This is a genomic window from Sphingobacterium kyonggiense (genome assembly GCF_039536825.1).
Classification (GTDB): Bacteria; Bacteroidota; Bacteroidia; order Sphingobacteriales; family Sphingobacteriaceae; genus Sphingobacterium; species Sphingobacterium kyonggiense.
Window position 1 is genome coordinate 181,563 of record NZ_BAAAZI010000006.1, and the last position, 16,316, is coordinate 197,878.

The window sequence follows — 16,316 nt, forward strand, 5'->3', positions numbered from 1 at the left end:
ATACTTGTTATATCTATACACGCATTAACTTCAATCTCCATCAAAGAGATTAATGATTATTAGAATACATTATTTCAACCTTAAAAGGGTATAAATTCTTTATTATAAACAATCATTCACAAGAGTTAATCAAGAAAAACAAGATACTATGACACAGCACATGAAAGCAGAAAATGACCCGAAAATTTTAGTAGAAATACGATCGTTTTTAGAGCAACTTAATAATGCTGGTGATCCTCCATTGGAAACACTAAGTCCAGAAAAGGCAAGACAGGTTCTGGTAGATGCACAGAAATCGGTTGATGTTGACTATTCCGGAATTGAGGAAAGCGAGCGTGAAATTACCCAAGACGGTATCACCGTCAATATTCATATTGTTAAACCCGCAAATGCAAATTCTGATAAGTTACCGGTATTTATGTTTACTCACGGAGGAGGATGGATATTAGGAGACTATCCAACGCACCGAAGACTAGTTCGTGATTTGGTGGTCAACAGTGGTGCAGCAGCTGTATTTACGGATTACACACCATCACCGGAGGCTAAATACCCGACTGCCATCAATGAGATTTACGCCGCATGTAAATGGGTGTCAGAAAATGGAGCAGAAATAGGTGTTGATGGAAGCAATATGGCAGCTGCTGGAAACAGTGTAGGAGGAAATATGACCTCGGTACTTTGCTTAATGGCAAAAGATAAAGGCGGACCAGATCTAAAATTCCAATTGTTATTATGGCCAGTTACCGACGCTGATTTCTCACGGGATTCATGGAAGAAATATGCTGATGGAAGATTCCTTACAGCCAATATGATGAAGTGGATGTGGGATAACTACTTACCAGATGAACAAAAACGAAAAGAATATTATGCTACCCCGTTTAATGCCAGTAAAGAGCAATTATCCGGACTTCCTCCAGCTTTAGTGCAATTGGCAGAAAACGATATTCTCTTTGATGAAGGCTTGGACTATGCGCGAAAATTGGATGAAGCAGGTGTTCCAGTGACCATTCAGACCTTCAATGGTTTTATACACGATTACGGATTGTTGAATCCCCTGAATCATATAGAAGCAGTTAAGGATTCTGTAGATCAAGCTGCACTGGCATTGAAGAATGCCTTGTTTCCTAAGAAATGATGCAGTTAAATAAATCTGTTCAAGAATATTTATAATATGGAACAAGGTCAGCGATTTGCTGACCCTGTTCTGTATTCATTTTATTAGGATTCTTTATTTCTATATCGACTATAAAACCCTTTCACTTATTTATTCTTGATTTGACTGATGAATCGCTGATTGTTTTCATTAGAATCTTTGTATTCTTTACGAATCTTATCGAGTTTCTTGTGCATTTGAGATCTGATCTTACGATAAGCAGGGTCTGAATATACATTGTGCATTTCTTGCGGATCTTTTTCTAGATCATATAGCTCCCATTCATCGGCATCATAATAAAAGTGAATCAGTTTATATCGATCGGTCCGGATACCATAATGCCGCTTGACCATGTGGATGGAAGGGTACTCGTAATAAGTGTAATAAATAGCATCTCTAAACTTTTTCTCCTTTCCATTCATGATTTTCCGAAAAGATTTTCCTTGCATCTCTTTAGGGATTTCAACACCTGCATAGTCCAATATAGTAGGTGCAAAATCTAGATTTTGTACCAAAGCATCGGATTTACTTCCTGCAGTAATTTCCTTTGGGTAACGGATCAATAGGGGAGTTCGTAGTGATTCTTCATACATAAATCGCTTGTCGAACCAACCATGCTCACCTAGGTAGAAACCTTGATCAGAAGTATAAATGACGATGGTATTTTCATCTAGATTATTTTCTTTGAGAAAATCCAGTAATCTTCCGACCCCATCATCTACAGCAGCTACCGTTCCCAGGTAATCTTGCATATAACGTTGATATCGCCAGCGCATCAAATCCTCTTGGGACATATTTGGATACTTTGCTTTAAATTCTTCCATAATGGGATTATAAACACTGTCCCATGCAGCACGTTCTGCTGCATTCATGCGTCCGAGGTTGTTATTGAAAGCTGCCTTATCCCAAGTTAAAAAGCTCTTTAATCCGAGTTCATCCACCATAGCCGGTGGGACTTTATTATCACCTGCCCAGCTCATGTGCTTTAGGATGTTCATTTCAGCGGTTTTAGCTGCAGTACCACGGTTGGAAAAGTCATCAAATAAGGTAGCAGGCTCTTTGAAAGTCTGTGCTGTATAGGACTTAATATGTCGCAATGCAGGTAACCATTCCCGATGAGGTGCTTTCTGATGATAGAGTACACAGAAGGGTTTATTGGTATCGCGATGAGCAATCCAATCCAAGGTCATATCCGTTGTCAGGTCGGTTACATAGCCTTGAAGCTGTTGCTTTTCACCATTGATGATAAAATTAGGATTGTAATATTCGCCTTGGTCAATCAGCACAGCAGAATGATCAAACCCCTGTGGAATACCATCCATATGGATTTTGCCAATTAAAGCTGTCTGGTAACCATGCTGCTGTAAAAGCTTAGCAAAGTTGTCTTGATCCCAATTGAATTTCGCTTCGTTATCAATCTTTCCATTGATGTAACTGTGCTTTCCGGTAAGCAATACCGCACGGCTTGGGGCACAAAGGGAATTTGTTACGGTGGCCCTATTGAAAAGGATGCCCTCTTTGGCAAGCCTATCGATATTAGCTGTTTTATTCAGCCCATAACCATATGCACTGATGGCTTGGTAACCATGGTCATCGCTCATGATATAGACGATATTTGGACGCTTAGCACTGCCTTGTTTTTGCGCATGACTTAAGAAGCCAAATAGTAATGCCGTAATTATTAAATAAAATCGAATCATAACAGGTTGCTTACGTGGGCGATATCATAAAATCTAGATGAAGTTAATCATATGCCCATGAGTAAACAACAAGTGGTACACAGAATAGTTTACTGAACACAAAAAAGAGGACCAACTGGGTAATTGATCCTCTAAACTTAAAACTTTATGTAAATAAACTTTATAGGTTATTTGCTTTGACGGTTATCTCGGCAATGTCGAGCACTTGGATTTCTTGTTCCTTTTCTTTGACTTTAACCCCATCGCGAAGCATGGTCATACAGTATGGACAAGCAGCAGCAACGATTGTTGCTTTACTTTCTATCACATCTTCTATACGTTCTACGTTGATATCTTTATCGCCTTTTTCAGGTTCTTTGAACATTTGAGCACCACCGGCACCACAACATAGACCATTGGATTTGCATCTTTTCAACTCCACTAAGTCGGCGTCCAATACTTCCAAAGCCTTTCTTGGCGCTTCATAAACATCATTTCCACGGCCTAAATAACAAGGGTCATGATAGGTAATGCGCTTACCCTTAAAGGCATGACCATCTGCAGGTCTTAATTTTCCTTCATCGATTAAGGACTGTATTAATTGCGTGTGGTGAATGACTTCGTAATGTCCACCTAAGCTAGGGTATTCGTTTTTTATGGTATTGAAGCAATGCGGACATGCTGTAACGATCTTTTTGATCTCATAACCATCCAGTACCTGGATGTTCATCATCGCTTGCATCTGAAATAGAAATTCATTTCCAGAGCGTTTTGCCGGATCGCCAGTACAACTTTCTTCTGTTCCTAAAATAGCATATTTAATGCCTACATGTTGCAAGATTTTGCAGATATCACGGGTTATGCGTTGCGCTCTTTCATCGAAACTTCCTGCACAACCAACCCAGAATAATAAATCAGGGCTTTCTCCTTTAGCCACTAACTCGGCAACAGTAGGTATATGAATTTGATTTTCCATGTTGTTTTTAAATTATTGATTTGTCCAATTAGCGCGATCTGCTTGGCTATATTTCCAAGGCGCGCCATTATTTTCCAAATTGGAAAGCATGTTATTGATACTTGCCGGTGCCTGTGATTCTTCCATAACCGCATACTGACGTAAACCAATAATAATTTCCAATGGATTGATGTTAACTGGGCATTGCTCTACACAAGCATTACAGCTTGTACAAGCCCATATTTCCTCTCGAGTGATATAAGTATCCAACAAAGACTTTCCGTCATCCTGGAAGCTCCCATTCTTGTCGATGTTCTTGCCTACTTCCGATACACGGTCGCGGGTATCCATCATGATTTTACGAGGGGATAGAAGCTTACCTGTGATATTAGCCGGACAAGCAGAAGTACATCGACCACATTCGGTACAGGTATAAGCATCCAGTAAATTCTTCCAGTTTAAGTCTTGAACATCCTTAACTCCAAATCGACTTGGCTCACCTGTAGGAGGAGGAAGGGAAGGATCTAGCATTACTTTCACCTCTTCCGTAACAGAAGCCATATTGCTGAACTCTCCTTTTGGATTCAAATTGGAGAAGTAAGTATTCGGGAATGCCAATAAAATGTGCAGGTGTTTGGATATCACCAAGTAGTTTAAGAAGGCCAAAACTCCTACAATGTGGAACCACCAACAGAATCGTTCAATAAAAATTAAGCTATTGATGGACTCAGGAAGCCACTGTGCAATGTATTGTGAAATAGGGAATGAACCAACGGCATGGTAATGTTCCGCACCCAGACTCTGTAATTTGAAATCTGCAGCATTCATGGTCAAGAAAGCAGCCATCAACAGAATCTCTGCAGTCAAGATTAGATTCGCATCTGTCTTTGGCCAGTTGTTCAATTCCGCCTGATTTAAACGCTTTACCTTAATGACATTTCTACGAATCGCAAAAATCACACAACCCAATAAAACCAGGAAGGCTAATATTTCAAATGAATAGATCAGGAAATCATAAAAACCACCCAAGAAAGAAAATACACGATGCGATCCAAATAATCCATCAATGACAATTTCCAACATCTCGATGTTGATAATCACGAATCCTACATAGACAAATAGATGCAGTAGGGCAGGAATAGGTCTCTTGAACATCTTTTTCTGTCCAAAAGCTACCAATAACATCGTCTTGAAACGTTCAGCTGGTCTGTCCGTTCGGTCTAATGGTTTCCCAAGTTGAATATTTCTGTATATTTTTCGGGCATTCTTATAAAAAAGAAAAATAGCCCCAATCAGTAGTACGGCAAAAATAACTTGACCTATCATAGTTTATAAATTAGGTTAACAAATATAATTAATCTTAATATACTATGCATGCATATTAAATTATTTAGACCGATTAAAAACTAATTCACCTTTTTGATCAATCAGTTTCTCGATAAGCATATTTGCATTTGAAATTAGGGATAAAATTTGATAAGACAAAAGGTGGAAAACCCTCTTGATTTTGTAAATTGCAGATTAAATCAACCTTTGGGAATTCAATTCTTCTAATTTTTAGAAAGTAATACCTTAATTCTTTTGAATAGAGAGCAGTAGAAGAATTCCCCTACGAAAACAAAACTATGAAAGACAGTACAAACCGCTTTGATGTCATTGTCATTGGCTCAGGGATTTCTGGGGGATGGACCGCCAAGGAATTCTGTGAGAAGGGTTTAAAAACATTGCTATTGGAGCGCGGAAAAGATGTAAGACACATTAAGGATTACCCTACAGCTTATAAAGACCCTTGGGAGTTTGATCATCATAATCGGGTGAGCTTAGCAACAAGAAATGAGAATCCTATTGCCTCTAAATGCTATGCCTTTCAAGAGGATGCCATGCATTTCTTTACTTCGGACAAGGAACAGGAATACATTCAGGAGAAACCTTTTGATTGGATACGGGGATATCAGGTAGGAGGGAAATCTTTGACCTGGGCACGACAGGTACAACGGTGGAGTGACCATGATTTTGAAGGGCCTGCTCGTGATGGCTTTGCGGTAGATTGGCCTATTCGATATGCCGATATTGCGCCTTGGTACAGTTATGTGGAGCGATTTATTGGCGTATCGGGAAATATGGATGGACATCCGGCCATGCCTGATGGAGAATTTCTACCAGCTTTTGAATTAAATGCGGTGGAACGAATGATTCAGGATAAACTACCTAAGAAGTATACTGACCGACGAGTGATTGCAGGTCGCTGTGCGCACATTACAGACCCACAGGAAGTCCATGTGCAGCAAGGAAGGACGAAGTGTCAGAACCGAACGTTATGCCAACGTGGCTGTCCCTTTGGAGGTTATTTTAGTTCCAATGCTTCCACCTTACCTTGGGCAGAGAAAACAGGCAACCTAACACTTAAGTCAAACAGCTTGGTGGAGTCCATCATCTATGATCCCAATACCCACAAGGCAAAAGGAGTTCAGGTCATCAATACAGCAGATAATTCTACGACTGAATACTTTGCTAAAATCATTTTTGTCAATGCTTCGGCATTAGCCAGCAACCTTATCCTATTAAATTCTACATCCGACCGGTTTCCAAATGGTCTAGGTAATGATGCGGGTGTTTTAGGGAAATATATTGCCTTCCATAATTACCGAGGATCCCTTGGTGGTAGTCTCGAAGGATTTGAAGATTTCTATTATTATGGTCGCCGACCCACTCAGCCATTGATTCCTAATTTTAGGAATGTCAAAAAACAGGAGACTGATTTCTTACGTGGCTATGCTAGTTTTTTCTCCGCATATCGACCAAGAGGTATTTGGACAGAGGAGCAAGTAGGAGCGAAGTTTAAAGATAGCTTAACGGAAGTAGGCGGATGGGGAGTAGGTATGATGATGCAAGGGGAAACCATTCCAAAAGAAAGTAATCATGTCCGCCTGAGTACTGAATTGAAAGACAAATACGGCTTGCCTCAATTGATCACTTCGGTTGGCTACGATGAGAATGATGACAAGAGTACCCAGGACTTTCTGGAACAAGGAGCCGAGATGTTAGAATACATTGGAGTGAAGAATATCTACACCCATACCAGTCAGCAAAACCCCGGATTGGATATACACGAGATGGGTGGTGCTCGTATGGGTAATGATCCGAAGACCTCAATCTTGAATAAATGGAATCAAGTTCATAGCTGTAAGAATGTATTCGTAACGGATGGTGCTTGTATGACATCTACCGGAACCCAAAACCCATCCTTGACTTATATGGCCTTGACGGCTCGAGCGGCAAATTTTGCCATGGAAGAACTGAAGAAAGGAAATTTATAATCGAATGGATATAAAATAAAAGAGGCTTCCAATTTGGAAGCCTCTTTTATTATTCGTTCTGTGAATGCTTATTTTTTAGCAGGAGTAGTAGCAGGTGCTGCGGTAGCAGATACGCCTAATTTAGCTTTAACGTCTGGAGATAAATCATCGCCACCAGCAAAGTAAGCAACTGCACCAGTTGCTAAGTCTAAGATATAAGAATATCCTTTTTCTTTAGCTACTGCATTGATTGCATTGATAACTTTTGTTTGGATCGGTTGAAACAATTCTTGTTGTTTCTTCATTAATTCTTCTTCAGCAGCCTCTTGGTTTTGTTGAAGACGGCCTTCCATTTCACGCATCTCCGTTACGATTTTGTTTGCCTCAGCATCAATCGTCTCTTTGTTTGCTTCACTTCTATTTCTAGCCTTATCATTTAACTCTGTTTGCTTTTTTTGGTATTCTGCAAACATATCACCCAATTGCTTATCCTTTTCCGCTTTTAACTTCTGTAATTGTTCTGATGCATTTTTGAATTCGGTAGTCGATGCCATCACTTCTTGTGAATTAATATGACCGATTTTTTGCTGTGCATTTACAGCGTTTGATGCTAAAAGAAGTCCAGATGCGAATACTACACTTTTCAATAAATTTTTCATGCTCTTTTTGTTAGTCTTATAATTTTAAAATATAAGTTTTTTTATTGTGTTAATTGTTTTAATAATCTAAAATGCAAAATAATAAAAAAAATTAGTTCGCTAAAGCCGGATTAGGCTTAAGACCTAGTTTTGTAATAACTTCATTACTCTTATCCATCTTTGGATTCGCGTAAAGGAAGGATACTTCACTACGGCGATCTAAAATAAAATCCAATTGCTGAGCAGTTGCAATATCTTGAATTGCTTTACTTACGCGGTCTTGAATAGGTTTCATCAGGGCTTCACGTTGTTTGATGATCTCACCATCATAACCAAACTTTCCACGTTGATATTCTTTAACTGCTTTTTCTTTGTTCACAATCTCATCCTCACGACGTCTGCGCATATCCGCATTTAGATTCGGTTGATCATTCTGATATGCCTGGTACATGCGTTCAATCTCTGCATATTGCTTGTCCACCTCTTTCTGCCATTGGTTGGAAAGATCGTCTATTTTCTTCTGTCCAGCGGTGTACTCAGGAATATGTTTCATGATATACTCGGAATCAACGTACGCTAATTTCTGAGCAAATGAAATGCCTACCATAAAGGTTAGCATGAGGGCTGTGGTTAAAATCTTTTTCATTGACATATCAATATTTCTTTAATTCTACTTTTTAAGACAAATAAAAATATAAAAAGTTTAATCATTAAAATCCACCCATGTTCTGGATGATACTGAACGTAAAGTTTTGTTTCCACTGGTTTGACTGCAAACCTGGGATAGGGTCTAAGGCATGACCGTAGTCAATTCCTAACATACCGAAGATCGGTAAGAAGATACGCGCACCAACCCCTACAGCACGACGAACCTTGAATGGGTTAACTTCAGAGAATTTATTCCAAGTATTACCTGCCTCAGCAAATGCTAATGCAAACACAGTAGCTTGGTCGTTTAACAAGATCGGGTGACGTAATTCCAATTGATATTTCGCATAAATCGGGCTACCTGAACTTGCAGCACGGTATTGTTGTCCTGAACCTGTAGAAGCCGGAATAACGTATCCATTCGAATAACCGCGCATCGCAATGATTTCAGATCCTTGTAAGAAGTCAAATCCTTGCATACCATCACCACCTAATTTGAAACGCTCAAATGGTGAAGTTGGTGTCTCGTTGCCATAAGTTCCTAAGTAACCGAATTGTGCTTGTGTTTTCAAAACCAATTTACCTACAATCTTCGTATACCACTGCGAATCAAATTTCCATTTGTGGTATTCTGTCCATTTGTATTTCTGGTTATCTGGTGCCGTAGCATAATTGATGTTGTTCATCAAGGAGTATGGCGGCGTCAATTGTACACTTAACTTCAAGTGAGAACCTGAAGTAGGATAGATAGGCACGTCAACCGAGTTACGGCTAATCTCTTGCGTAAAGTTGATGTTATACGACTCTCCATCTGAGAAGATGAAATATCCAGCATAGTTCTCCAAATAGTAACGTTGGTAGGATAGGGAACTGTTAACTTGGAAATAGTTATCTGGCCATTGCAGACGTTTACCTAAGGTTGCAGTTACCCCGTGCATTTGGATTTTAGGGTTGTTTGCATAACCTTCATAACGCTGTGTCTGGAAGTTATAATACTGCTGTTGCGAGTTCGAGATATAAGCACTCAATCCGAAATAGACAGGTTTCTTACCACCTAACCAAGGTTCCGAGAAAGAGAAGCTATACGACTGATAACGCTTGCCCGAAGTCTGTCCACGAATACTCAATTTCTGACCATCTCCACGCGGTAGTGGTTTCCAAGAATCCTTCTTGAAGAAGTTCGAAGTAGAGAAGTTATTGAAGGTTAAACCTAAAGTACCAATTACCTGACCAGCACCATAACCTCCGGATAACTCCACCTGATCTGAAGGCTTTTCAGCAACTGTAAATTCAATATCGGTTGTTCCTTCCTCAAAGTTCAAGTTGATCGGTGCAGGTTGTACTTTCTGCTCGTCAAACATACCTAACTGAGAAATCTCACGTACGCTTCGAACCAATAATTCACGAGAGTATTTTTGTCCAGGTTTCGTATAAATAGAACGCAATACTACGCGGTCATTCGTTACGTCATTACCTTTCAAGATCACGTTATTAATCGTGTATTGTTTACCTTCCGACATTTGGATCTCCAAGTCAATCGTGTCTTTATTGATACGTTTGATGATCGGTTGAATGTTGAAAGTTAAATAACCATCATTCTGATAGATCGCAGCAATATCATCGGAGTTACGCGTAGGACCAGTCAACTTAGAAGTTAATTTCTCCTCGCTATATACATCTCCTTTTTTAATACCTAACAAGATATTCAATACCGAATCCTTGAATTTGGCGTTTCCAGACCATGAAATATCACCTACGTAATATTTAGGACCTTCATAAACTTCCATATCAATAGCTACCTCGTTATTATCATAACGATACACCGAATCTTTAATGATTTCCGCATCACGGTACCCTTTATCCTGAAGCTTAGCGATCATTTTCTCCTTAGCCTCTTCATATTTGTCCTCTTTGAATTTACCAGGGCCAAATACGCGGTACCAAATTCTTGGTTTTACACCTTTTAAGTATTTCTGAAGTTGTTTATCGGAGAACTCCTCATTGCCTTCAAAACTTACATGGTGAACTTTGATTTTCTTGTTTCTTTTGATATCTACTTTCACCACCTCATTGTTCGATTGGGTCGTATCTTTTTCGGTCGTGATTTTGATTTCTGGATATAAATAAGATTTCTCTCTTAAGAATTTCTCGATAGTAGTGCGGGTAGTTAATAATAAGTTATCATTAACAATTTTACCTGAAGAAGTATTTAAGCGCTTGCGAACTTCTTCTGTTTGACTTTTGCTCAATCCTTCAATGTCCACTCTTGTTAAACGAGGACGTTCTTGAACGCGGATTTCTAGGAATATGGTTCCCCCTTCGATTTTTGTAGCATATAATTGTACATCTTCAAATAGGTTCTGAGCCATTAAATTCTTAATTACATTGGCTGTTTGCTCACTAGGAACTTCAATGTAATTCCCAACGACTAAATTCGATAGGGTGATCAATACATCGGTATCCAAATATTGGGCACCTTTTACTGTTACCCCGCCAATAATATAGTTTTTAGGGTCGTTGTAATCAATTTCGTCTGGGTCATTTACGTTAATTGGTCTTCCTCCAGGTACCTGTGCCTGGGCAAAATTGCAAATTAAGATGGTCAGAAAAATAGAAAATTTTATGATATGCTTCATCTACTTTTTATTATTGTCTGCTAAAGTACAGCAAAGTCTTGTTAATTTTTGTTAAATGGAAATATTACGGATTTGGGCAATAACGTCGCCAAAATCAAAATGTTGCAAAAGTAATGATTTCTTATAATTGTTCACTAGTTTTCCCAAATCTTCTTTCTCGATTTTGAAATAAATAGATACACTCGTAGAAATGCTCTCTTGAAAACTCTGGCCACATGATCGGTAGAAAGAATAATTCGGAATAGGCAATTTGCCAAAGCATGTAATTGCTAATCCGCTCTTCACCAGAGGTTCGGATAAGGATATCCGGATCCGGCATGTCATGGGTGTACAGATGTTGTTTCATAGTCTCCTCATTGATATCCTCAATTTGGAGCTCATTATTTTTCACTTTTTGCGCAATAGCCTTTGTAGCATCCAGTATCTCTTGGCGCGAGCCATAACTTAATGCCAAGGTCAGTGTGCAACCTGTGTTGTTTTTTGTTTGTTCTATAGTACTTGCCAAGGTCACTTGACAGTGATCCGGAAGATCTTTGGTATTCCCGATGCTATTAACCCGGATGTTGTTGGATTGAAAGGTAGGTAGCTCTTGGTTGAGGGAATTGACGAGCAACTCCATTAAGGCATTTACTTCAAATTCTGGTCTATTCCAGTTTTCCGTGGAGAAGGCATATAAGGTTAAGTAGGATACGCCGATCTCTACGGCTGCTTCCATGGCCTCCCGAACAGCAGTTACACCATTCTTATGGCCGAAGACCCGAAGCTCCCCTTGTTCTTTTGCCCATCGGCCATTGCCGTCCATAATAATGGCAATGTGTTTAGGCAGGTTAGTTTTATCTATTTTATCTTTATAATTCATTGGATTAATTTCGATAAGTAGCTCTGGAAAACCGCTGATGCTCGACAAGTTAGCCCATTTCTTAAATGGTATTCCTGTAAAGCAATAAATCCTTCAAAAGGAGCAACGACTATGGATATTGGTTTCAAGATATTCCAGATTTTGCGTAAAGATACAGGTTTTCAGATAATCCTATCGTATTAAATAGTGTTAAAACCGCAATTGAATAGCTGTTAGTAGTTGCGAACATCTATTCCCCAGAGTAGTTTCTCCCGTAGAATACTGAAATATTGATCATTTTCTAATCGAATCAGGTTGATATTAAAGGGTGCTTTCGAGATGGTAAGTGTCGTTTTTGTGGATAATGTATAGCTTTTGGAGTCGCAACTAAGGATGTACTTTTCTGTTCGGCTTTCAATATCCAGCTTCAACTTCATGTTTTCATTTACCACGATCGGGCGCACGTTCAGGTTGTGCGGTGAAATTGGTGTGATCACAAAATTACCACTTCCCGGCATGATAATCGGGCCACCACAGCTTAGGGAGTATGCCGTTGAACCCGTAGGAGTGGCAATGATCAATCCATCAGCCCAATAGGAGTTCAATAGCTCATTATCCAAAACAGCATGTACTGTAATCATTGCAGATGAATCCGAACGAAAAACGGTCACATCATTCAGCGCGATGTTCTCACCCTCCGCTAAGGAACCATCCGATGTTTCTACTTGTAATAAACCTCTTTTTTGAATTTGGTATTTATTGGATAAAATCTGATCCAGTGCCTCTTCGATATTGTTCTTGGAAATATTAGCCAGAAAGCCTAGTCGACCAAAGTTGATCCCTGCAATAGGAATTCCGGAGTCTTTAATTAAGGTTGCCGCAGCAAGCATGGTTCCATCACCACCTAAGCTCAGCATAAAGGAGATGTCCTTTGGGAGATCTTTATAGGATTTGAACTTCTTGAATTTGAAGTCAACCTTGCAAAGTTTTTTCAAAAAGTTATGGAAATCACTGTAAATGTAGACTTGAACGTTCCGTTCCCGAAGATAACTGAATAGTTCGACCACATAGCCTATGACCGATTGATTGAATTCGCGTCCGTATACTGCAATGGCGAGCTCTTTCATGTTAATGTTTAAAAATTTTGCCCAAAGATGGGAAATTCTCTGAACTTATAGGTTCAAATAGTTCATTAAAAGGTTATATCGTTCTTGAATATCATTCTGGTCAGAGCCATCATTAAAGGTCGCTTTAACCACATAATCATGCCGCCAAAGGGATGCCAATACCGATGAAATATTCGTTTTATTTAGTTTGATCGTCAATTCAACTTTACTTGAATCCTCCAATAGACGTATTCCAGTATGAAGGATCTTACAATTTTCAGACTCAATAATGTTGGCGATATGAGTCAATGAATTATCCCTTTCTTCCATTTCCAAGACTATAATGGCACCAATTTCTTGGTTAGACATGGCCTGGTTTTGTGCTAAGAGTAATTCCTTTGGTGTGATGACACCCAGGTATTGTTTCTGCTTATTTAATACCGGTAAGACATCAAATTGATAGGTTTCCAAAAATTGAAGACCATCAAGGATGTGTTGGTAATCGAAAATATAAATAAAGGGAAAGCTAAATTTAAGGTCCTTTATCAGCATGGTTTCATCATCCTGCGCTAATAAGTCCTCCTCAGTGAGCATGCCTAAGTATTCTTTACCTTTTACGATGGGAATTTGTTGAAGGTGAAGTTCATTGATGCGGTCAAGCGCCTTAGCAACCGTGTCGTTTGGACTGATCTCTGTGAAGAGTGTAGATATGTTTTCACCTATATACATGAACCCGTTTTATATATTAAACCCTAAATTTGAGAAAACGTTTAAATCAGGGCTAATCTTTCTTTCCTGCTAAGGTATAAAAAATATTATTTTAGCCATCGAAACCTTCAAATAAAATTTTAACTGCAAATTTATGTATGTTTTAAGTGTAGAGTTGCAACATTCTTTACTTTGCCACAGATAATTTACTTAAGGTCAAATTTAATCAATTTCAGTGGAAATAGAGGATGCATAGGTATGTGGATTTACGTGTAAACGATTGGTTATTAGTTTATGATGAAAAATGATGAAAAAATAGTCGTCGATTATTAGGTGAGTAATTACTTATCGGATTGTAATAAAATAAAAAGTTGTTTTACGCTACTTAAAACTAATTGTGTAATTTTACGCTACTTTTAAAAGAGCGGTTATTATATGGACTTACTAGAGCATGAGAAGTTTATACAGGTTCGTGAAGTCATTCACAAGAAAAGTCCAAATTTAGCCAAGTGGATACCCAAACCATTAATTTCTTATTTAAAGCGTGTGATACACGAAGATGAGATTAATTATATCATGACCAAATATCATGATGATCTTGGGTTGGATTTTGTAGATTCCTTGTTGAAGGAGTTAAAAGTGAATGTACATCTGCATGGGGTGGAGAATATCCCCTTAACGGATCCTGTAATTTTTGCGTCTAATCATCCTTTAGGAGGATTGGATGGTGTTGCCTTTATGCATGCCATTGGAAAATATCGAAAGGATGTAAAGTTTTTGGTGAATGATATTCTGATGAATATCCGTAACCTAGAACCTTTGTTTGTTCCGGTTAATAAACTTGGCGGTCAGAGTAAATCAGGTATCGCTGCGATTGAGCAAGCCTATGCCTCAGATCAGGCTTTGTTGGTGTTTCCAGCTGGTTTAGTTTCTCGAAAAGTACATGGTCAAATTGTTGACCTGGAGTGGAAAAAAAGCTTTATAAATAAGGCAAAGAAATACAAAAAGGACATCGTTCCTGTTTATATCGAAGGCAGAAACTCGAATTTCTTCTATAATTTAGCTAGAATTCGTGCCAAACTGGGTTTAAAAGCTAATATTGAAATGTTATATTTACCTGATGAGTTATTTTCTCAACGTGGAAAAGACATCGTCATTCATGTGGGTAAACGGATTCCATACACACATTTCGACCAGAGCAAGAACGAACGGCAGTGGGCTGAGGATGTAAAACAGCAAGTTTATGCGATGGCCAACCGTAAAAAATAATATATGCAAGAAATAATTCAACCTGTTGATCGGGAATTAATCAAAAAAGAACTTACCAAAGATGCCTTTATCCGTTATACCAATAACGGCAATAATGAGGTGTACTTGGTAAATTACCATACTGCTCCAAACATTATGCAGGAGATCGGCCGGTTGAGAGAACTTACCTTCCGTGGTGCTGGTGGTGGGACTGGATTGCCCCTAGATATTGATGAGAATGATACCAGCGAGCATAATTATGATCAGTTAATTGCCTGGAATCCGGAGGATGAAGAAATTATCGCTGGCTACCGTGTCATTAAATGTGACCAAGCAGTTGGTGAAAATGGTGATGTGCACCTTTCAACTGCGCATTATTTTGATTTTTCAGAAGACTTTAAAAACAAATTTTTACCAAAGACCATCGAATTGGGTCGTTCTTGGGTGCAACCGAAATACCAACCAGCAATCGATAACCGTAAAGGATTATTCTCTTTGGATAACCTTTGGGATGGTTTGGGTGCCGTAGTGCTTTTAAATCCGGAGATAAAATATCTTTTCGGCAAAGTGACCATGTATCCGCATTATAATGAAGAGGCACGGGATCTGTTGATCTACTTCATGAACCATTATTTCCCAGATCGGGACAATCTGGTTCATCCTGTCGATGAATTGTACCTAGGTTATAAAACTGATATCTCTAAGTACAACGGGATTTTTGATGGCTTGGAATATAAAGAGGGGTATAAAGTATTGAATACACGTATTCGCGAATTGGGTGAGAATATCCCACCATTGATTAATACATATATGAATCTTTCGCCAACCATGCGCGTATTTGGAACCGCTAGGAACAATGAATTCGGAGAAGTGGAAGAAACTGGGATCTTGATCAGCTTAGATGATATCTATCCGGCAAAAAAGGAAAGACACATGTCTACTTTTGAAAGAGATCGTCATTATGGCGAAAGACCAGTCAAAGCAAGATAAAATAGTATTTAACGATATCAGGAAGAGCAATGGAGTAAAAATCTGTTGCTCTTTTCTTTTATTTCAAGTTTTGTGAAAACATATCTTTTCCATAGCAGTCTTATATCGGAATAAAATAAGCTCGACTTTTGGTCGTATCTGCTGTAGTATAAACTCGTGTTAAGTACCATATTGCTTCGAGACTCTCAAGGAATTTCTAGGGATCTGATAGGGATCTTGTTCGGATCTCGTTCGGTCGGAACCGAACGAGTTCCGAAGGAGATCCGAACAAGTTCCGAAGGAGATCCGAAAGTGTCTCGAATGAAACCCCTGTGAGAGACTTATAGACAACAGACAAAAGACATCAGAAATAGATAGGAGATATGAGACCGCTTCGCTATTAGATGTGAGAAAAAACGATGAGACAACAGACGAAAGACAC

The 16,316-nt window shown here is 38.9% G+C and carries 13 protein-coding genes; 4 read left to right on the top strand and 9 right to left on the bottom strand.

The window, feature by feature from the left end; all coding sequences use genetic code 11:
- The first annotated feature begins 148 nt into the window (after positions 1-148).
- Positions 149-1,135: an alpha/beta hydrolase gene (locus ABD676_RS05655; RefSeq protein WP_344673620.1), complete on the top strand. Its 987-nt coding sequence runs from the start codon at positions 149-151 to the stop codon at positions 1,133-1,135.
- 125 nt (positions 1,136-1,260) lie between these two features.
- Here ABD676_RS05655 and ABD676_RS05660 read toward each other — a convergent pair whose 3' ends face one another.
- The 3 genes from ABD676_RS05660 to ABD676_RS05670 all read right to left on the bottom strand — a co-directional run bounded on the left by ABD676_RS05660 (position 1,261) and on the right by ABD676_RS05670 (position 5,113).
- On the bottom strand, positions 1,261-2,853 hold the full coding sequence (locus ABD676_RS05660) for a sulfatase family protein (RefSeq protein WP_344673621.1): 1,593 nt from the start codon (positions 2,851-2,853) through the stop codon (positions 1,261-1,263).
- 160 nt (positions 2,854-3,013) lie between these two features.
- On the bottom strand, positions 3,014-3,808 hold the full coding sequence (locus tag ABD676_RS05665; protein WP_344673622.1) for a (Fe-S)-binding protein: 795 nt from the start codon (positions 3,806-3,808) through the stop codon (positions 3,014-3,016).
- A gap of 12 nt (positions 3,809-3,820) precedes the next feature.
- A complete protein-coding gene (locus tag ABD676_RS05670; protein WP_344673623.1) occupies positions 3,821-5,113 on the bottom strand; it encodes a 4Fe-4S dicluster domain-containing protein in 1,293 nt (430 codons plus the stop codon).
- Between the two features lie 299 nt (positions 5,114-5,412).
- On the opposite strand from ABD676_RS05670, the gene ABD676_RS05675 reads away from it, so the two are divergent.
- On the top strand, positions 5,413-7,104 hold the full coding sequence (locus tag ABD676_RS05675; protein ID WP_344673624.1) for a GMC oxidoreductase: 1,692 nt from the start codon (positions 5,413-5,415) through the stop codon (positions 7,102-7,104).
- A 68-nt stretch (positions 7,105-7,172) separates the two neighbouring features.
- On the opposite strand, the gene ABD676_RS05680 is transcribed toward ABD676_RS05675, so the two are convergent.
- The 6 genes from ABD676_RS05680 to ABD676_RS05705 form a co-directional block, all read right to left on the bottom strand.
- Positions 7,173-7,742, bottom strand: a complete 570-nt coding sequence (locus ABD676_RS05680; protein WP_344673625.1) for an OmpH/Skp family outer membrane protein — start codon at positions 7,740-7,742, stop codon at positions 7,173-7,175.
- A gap of 91 nt (positions 7,743-7,833) precedes the next feature.
- The gene (locus tag ABD676_RS05685; protein WP_344673626.1) at positions 7,834-8,367 is read right to left on the bottom strand and encodes an OmpH/Skp family outer membrane protein; all 534 of its coding nucleotides are present in this window, start codon (positions 8,365-8,367) and stop codon (positions 7,834-7,836) included.
- Between the two features lie 64 nt (positions 8,368-8,431).
- Positions 8,432-11,005, bottom strand: coding sequence for an outer membrane protein assembly factor BamA (bamA, locus tag ABD676_RS05690; RefSeq protein ID WP_344673627.1), 2,574 nt, complete (start codon positions 11,003-11,005; stop codon positions 8,432-8,434).
- Positions 11,006-11,126: 121 nt separating this feature from the next.
- Positions 11,127-11,864, bottom strand: coding sequence for an undecaprenyl pyrophosphate synthase (gene uppS / locus ABD676_RS05695; protein WP_344673628.1), 738 nt, complete (start codon positions 11,862-11,864; stop codon positions 11,127-11,129).
- Between the two features lie 212 nt (positions 11,865-12,076).
- Positions 12,077-12,970 carry an NAD kinase gene (locus ABD676_RS05700; RefSeq protein WP_344673629.1) on the bottom strand — a complete coding sequence of 298 codons (894 nt, stop codon included), beginning with the start codon at positions 12,968-12,970 and terminating at the stop codon, positions 12,077-12,079.
- Between the two features lie 45 nt (positions 12,971-13,015).
- A complete protein-coding gene (locus ABD676_RS05705) occupies positions 13,016-13,678 on the bottom strand; it encodes a CBS domain-containing protein (protein ID WP_344673630.1) in 663 nt (220 codons plus the stop codon).
- A gap of 414 nt (positions 13,679-14,092) precedes the next feature.
- On the opposite strand from ABD676_RS05705, the gene glsA reads away from it, so the two are divergent.
- Positions 14,093-14,926 (top strand): lyso-glycine lipid O-acyltransferase GlsA, encoded by an 834-nt coding sequence (gene glsA, locus ABD676_RS05710; RefSeq protein WP_344673631.1) that lies wholly within the window; start codon positions 14,093-14,095, stop codon positions 14,924-14,926.
- A gap of 3 nt (positions 14,927-14,929) precedes the next feature.
- Positions 14,930-15,895 (top strand): glycine N(alpha)-acyltransferase GlsB, encoded by a 966-nt coding sequence (gene glsB, locus ABD676_RS05715; RefSeq protein ID WP_344673632.1) that lies wholly within the window; start codon positions 14,930-14,932, stop codon positions 15,893-15,895.
- The last annotated feature ends 421 nt before the right edge of the window (positions 15,896-16,316 follow it).

Coding starts and splice junctions, on each gene's coding strand:
- ABD676_RS05655 (WP_344673620.1), top strand. CDS start 149: ATGACACAGCACATGAAAGCAGAAAATGACCCGAAAATTTTAGTAGAA.
- ABD676_RS05660 (WP_344673621.1), bottom strand. CDS start 2,853: ATGATTCGATTTTATTTAATAATTACGGCATTACTATTTGGCTTCTTA.
- ABD676_RS05665 (WP_344673622.1), bottom strand. CDS start 3,808: ATGGAAAATCAAATTCATATACCTACTGTTGCCGAGTTAGTGGCTAAA.
- ABD676_RS05670 (WP_344673623.1), bottom strand. CDS start 5,113: ATGATAGGTCAAGTTATTTTTGCCGTACTACTGATTGGGGCTATTTTT.
- ABD676_RS05675 (WP_344673624.1), top strand. CDS start 5,413: ATGAAAGACAGTACAAACCGCTTTGATGTCATTGTCATTGGCTCAGGG.
- ABD676_RS05680 (WP_344673625.1), bottom strand. CDS start 7,742: ATGAAAAATTTATTGAAAAGTGTAGTATTCGCATCTGGACTTCTTTTA.
- ABD676_RS05685 (WP_344673626.1), bottom strand. CDS start 8,367: ATGAAAAAGATTTTAACCACAGCCCTCATGCTAACCTTTATGGTAGGC.
- bamA (WP_344673627.1), bottom strand. CDS start 11,005: ATGAAGCATATCATAAAATTTTCTATTTTTCTGACCATCTTAATTTGC.
- uppS (WP_344673628.1), bottom strand. CDS start 11,864: ATGAATTATAAAGATAAAATAGATAAAACTAACCTGCCTAAACACATT.
- ABD676_RS05700 (WP_344673629.1), bottom strand. CDS start 12,970: ATGAAAGAGCTCGCCATTGCAGTATACGGACGCGAATTCAATCAATCG.
- ABD676_RS05705 (WP_344673630.1), bottom strand. CDS start 13,678: ATGTATATAGGTGAAAACATATCTACACTCTTCACAGAGATCAGTCCA.
- glsA (WP_344673631.1), top strand. CDS start 14,093: ATGGACTTACTAGAGCATGAGAAGTTTATACAGGTTCGTGAAGTCATT.
- glsB (WP_344673632.1), top strand. CDS start 14,930: ATGCAAGAAATAATTCAACCTGTTGATCGGGAATTAATCAAAAAAGAA.